The sequence below is a fragment of the Prosthecobacter sp. genome (assembly GCF_044373815.1).
Classification (GTDB): domain Bacteria; phylum Verrucomicrobiota; class Verrucomicrobiia; order Verrucomicrobiales; family Verrucomicrobiaceae; genus Prosthecobacter.
This window is the reverse complement of the sequence record NZ_JBIPNG010000569.1, coordinates 1-3,811: the sequence shown is the minus strand read 5'-3', so window position 1 is coordinate 3,811 and position 3,811 is coordinate 1. Positions and strand designations below refer to the sequence as shown.

The following is a 3,811-nucleotide window of genomic DNA, read 5'->3' as shown; positions in this document are numbered from 1 at the left end:
GGATACACAGGTCGATGTCACGCGCCTGATTTACATGCTTTATCAGGACGTTGAGCAGCAGATCAACCGGGCGGATTTGAAAGCCCAGCTCACTCTGAGCACCTCCGCCGTCTTGATGGCCATGATCGTGAACATGGGGCCGGGACTGCGCCTGCAAGGCTGGGCGGGCATGCAATGGTTTGAGTATGCCGTGCTGGCGTTGTACGCACTTTTCATACTCTTCATGAGTTTTGCTTTCGGGCGTGGCATTGCCGCAGCTTTTCCTCGGGCCGTGAGAAAAGCCCCCGATGCGAACCGGCATCCCAACCTTTATTTCTCTGGCCAGATCGCCAAAATTCCGGGGGACGAATATGCAGATTTGTTCTGCCGGCAGTCGAACGATGGGGTCAAACGCTCAGTGCTGGGGCAGGTCCATTCCAAATGCATTGTCCTGGAGGCCAAGCTTCACAACGTGCGCAAAGGCATGACCTACCTGCTCCTGGCGCTGGGAATTTGGATTGTTGCACGGCTTGTGCTGCTGATCGGCAACGGTTTCGATTGAGTCGGGCAGGAGGTGGAAGGATGGCAATCGGCTTTGACAGCCCCGGTGCACGCCGTAAAAATGGCGTTTCTTTTCCAACCCCGACGATTCAAACCATGAGCCACGCCAATCCTGCCAAGAAGATCATCAACAACCCGCTCAAGTGCGCCGACGAACTCTTTGAGGGGCTCGTGCTGGCTTATGATGGCAAGGCCCGCCGCGTGGGCACGCGTTCCATCGTCATGAATGATCTGCGGCCTGATGCACCTGCGCTGCTCGTGGGTGGTGGTGCCGGGCATGAGCCGATCTATCACGGCCTCGTTGGCAAAGGCATGGCCGATGGCGCTGCCGTGGGTGAAATCTTCGCCGCCCCACCGCCGGACATCGTACTGGAAGCCGCCCAGGCGGTGAACCGTGGCAAGGGAGTGCTCTTTCTCTACGGCAACTACGCCGGGGACGTGATGAATTTCGACATTGGCGCGGAACTCGCTGCGGATGAAGGCATCACCGTGAAAACCGTCATCATCGCCGACGACGTCTGCTCCGCACCTCCCACGCAAAAGCAAAACCGCCGTGGCGTTGCCGGTCTCGTGCCGATCACCAAGCTCGCCGGTGCCGCCGCACAGACGGTCGATTCCCTGGATGAACTCGTCCGCATCGCCCAAAAAGCCTGCGATCACACCCGCACCGTCGGCGTCTCCACCAAGCCCGGCAGCATTCCCGCCACCGGCAAGCCCACCTTCGAACTGGCCGATGATGTGATCGGCCTCGGCATGGGCATCCATGGCGAAAAAGGCGTGGGTCTCATCCCGATGTGCACTGCCGATGAACTGGCCGCCAAGATCCTGGATCTCCTGTTTGCCGACGATCTGACGCTCACCGCCGGAGATGAAATCGTGTTCTTCGTCAACAGCCTCGGCTCCACGCACATGATGGAACTGCTCATCCTGCTGCGCGGCGCCAAGCCCATCCTGGACGCACGCGGCATCAAGATTCACCAGACCATCGTCGACAACATCGTCACCTGCCAGGAAATGGCCGGCGTCAGCTTCAGCATCACCAAGCTGGATGCCGAGCTGAAAAAACTCTGGGACATGCCCTGCGAAAGCGTAGGCTACACCAAACTGTAAACCTGCCCATGCCATGAAACTCCCCGAGATCTTCGCCAGCCCAGCCAACGTGCGGTCCGTTCTGCAAGGAACCCCCATCTTCAATGCCGGCGACGACTCCGGGGAGATGTTCGTGGTGCAGAGCGGGGAGGTGGACATCGTCATCAACGGCATCATCGTCGAGACCGTGGGCCCCGAAGGGTTCTTTGGCGAAATCTCCCTCATCGAAGATTCTGAACGCTCCGCCGATGCCATTGCCCGCACCGACTGCAAGCTCCTTCCCGTGAACCGGCATCACTTCCTCTTCATGGTCGATGAGATGCCACAGTTTGCCCTGCACGTCATGAAAGGCATGGCCGACCGGCTGCGCCGTGCGGACAAACGCGCAAAGGCGTAGGCTCCCATCCTGCAGGCTTCGCATTTGACTTCCCCGCCAGCGCGCCAACAATCGCGGTCCCATGCCCAAAGCCAACCTTTCCAAAGACGAAGTCAAAGCCATGCTCCTGCTCGCCTGCGAGCGCATCATCGCTGCCGAGCCGATGCTGTCCCAGGCCGACCGTGATCTCGGAGACGGGGATCATGGCATGGGCATGGAGCGCGGCATGCGTGCCGCCACGGAGAAACTCAACGCCGGCGAAGTCGAAAGCATCGAGAAAGCCTTCTCCACCGTCGGCATGGCGATGATGAGCAGCATGGGCGGCGCCAGCGGTGCCATCTTCGGCACCTTCTTCCGCAATGGCGGCAAAGCCCTCAATGGCAAGGAATCCTTCGATGCCGCCGCACTGGCTGCATTCCTCCAGGCCGGTGTGGATGGCGTGAAGCAGCGCGGTGGTGCCGCCATCGGCGACAAAACCTGCGTGGATGCCATGGAGCCTGCCGCCACCAAGGCAGCAGAAGTCGCTGCTCAGTCCCTCCCAGATGCCATCACCGCCGTGGCCGCCGCCACCGAGGCCGGCAAGGAAGCCAGCAAAGCCATGGTGGCCAAGTTTGGCCGTGCCAAGACTCTCGGCGAGGCCTGCATCGGCTTCCCCGACGCCGGCGCCTGCTCCGTGGTGGTGATCATCACCGCCTTCCGCGACTTCATCGTGGCTTAATTTGCGGGGTGCTAAGCAAGCACGTCCGCGTGAGCTCTGGTGCTTGCGACTGCGCGACAGCCTTTTGGAGTGCGGTCGCGCAGATGCACGGCGCAAGCCTGCATCGAAGCTACCGCTTTCGCGAGGTATAGCGTGTGCTACGGCCTCAGCCCATCATCCAGCCAGCGAAAGCGGCGTCGCGCCCAGGCTTGCCGCCGTAGTCCAAGAAGCTCCGCGCTCGCGTATGCGCGGGTGCTTGCAGGGTGCTGCGGCTGTGGCCGTCTCCTCCGCCTCCTGACGAAAGAGATTCAATTCATCGTGGCCTGATCACCGGCTTCTGCCAGTCCTTCCAGAACGCCTCCGTGTGCAGCGGGTCGGGTCGGATTTCGATCACCATCGGCATCGGCAGCAGGTCTGCGAGATCATTCGCATCATCGGTCTGGAGATACTCCATGCCCCACAGCTGCGCCCAGGGCTCAAAGCCCAGCGAGTGACGGTTTTCGATCACGTTGCGTGCGGCCTCAGGCAGGGCGCGCATGCTGGCCACGCGGGAGAAAATTTTGCCGCCGCAGTTGTTGATCACCACGATGCGCAGCTGCGGATGATCCATCTGGGCGATGACCCACGGCGCGGCGAGATCATACAGCGCGCTCAGATCCCCGAGAATCAGCCAGCATTCGCCGCCATGCACCGCGCTGGTGCCGAGAAAGGTCGAAACGAGTCCGTCGATGCCATTGGCACCGCGATTGGCAAAAAGCTCGATGCCCGGCTTCGTCGTCTGCAGCGCCAGATTGAATTCGCGAATCGGCAGGCTGTTGCCCAAAAACACCCGCGAACCTGCGGGAATGGCCTTCGCAATTTTGCTCACCCAGGCCGGTTCAGATTCCGGGAATTTTTCGAAGTCAGGCTCAAAGCGCAGAATGCCGCAGGGCGGATCGACGCGGGTAAACTGCGTGCTGCGGATGTTCTCCCACGCCAGCGTTTCCACATTCTCCGTTCGCGCGAGTCCGCTGAACCCTGTGCGCGTGATGTTGGTGACCTTGATCTTCGGCAGATCCTCCAAATCCCGCCACCAGCGCCACGAAGGCACCGCACCGATGCGCAGCACA

The 3,811-nt window shown here is 61.0% G+C and carries 5 protein-coding genes; 4 read left to right on the top strand and 1 reads right to left on the bottom strand.

Features of this window, described 5'->3' with window-relative positions; all coding sequences use genetic code 11:
* From ACIREA_RS28350 to dhaL, 4 genes are all read left to right on the top strand, one after another.
* Nucleotides 1-541: Pycsar system effector family protein (locus ACIREA_RS28350; RefSeq protein WP_397385683.1), on the top strand; the 541-nt coding region annotated here is incomplete at its 5' end.
* Nucleotides 542-636: 95 nt separating this feature from the next.
* A complete protein-coding gene (locus ACIREA_RS28345) occupies nucleotides 637-1,650 on the top strand; it encodes a dihydroxyacetone kinase subunit DhaK (protein WP_397385682.1) in 1,014 nt (337 codons plus the stop codon).
* Between the two features lie 13 nt (nucleotides 1,651-1,663).
* Nucleotides 1,664-2,026: a Crp/Fnr family transcriptional regulator gene (locus tag ACIREA_RS28340; protein ID WP_397385681.1), complete on the top strand. Its 363-nt coding sequence runs from the start codon at nucleotides 1,664-1,666 to the stop codon at nucleotides 2,024-2,026.
* Nucleotides 2,027-2,087: 61 nt separating this feature from the next.
* Entirely contained in the window at nucleotides 2,088-2,723 is a 636-nt protein-coding gene (dhaL, locus tag ACIREA_RS28335) for a dihydroxyacetone kinase subunit DhaL (protein WP_397385680.1), read from the top strand.
* Between the two features lie 292 nt (nucleotides 2,724-3,015).
* Here dhaL and ACIREA_RS28330 read toward each other — a convergent pair.
* Nucleotides 3,016-3,811 (bottom strand): thiamine pyrophosphate-binding protein (locus ACIREA_RS28330; RefSeq protein WP_397385679.1); only part of this gene is annotated, 796 nt, incomplete at its 5' end.

Coding starts and splice junctions, on each gene's coding strand:
- ACIREA_RS28345 (WP_397385682.1), top strand. CDS start 637: ATGAGCCACGCCAATCCTGCCAAGAAGATCATCAACAACCCGCTCAAG.
- ACIREA_RS28340 (WP_397385681.1), top strand. CDS start 1,664: ATGAAACTCCCCGAGATCTTCGCCAGCCCAGCCAACGTGCGGTCCGTT.
- dhaL (WP_397385680.1), top strand. CDS start 2,088: ATGCCCAAAGCCAACCTTTCCAAAGACGAAGTCAAAGCCATGCTCCTG.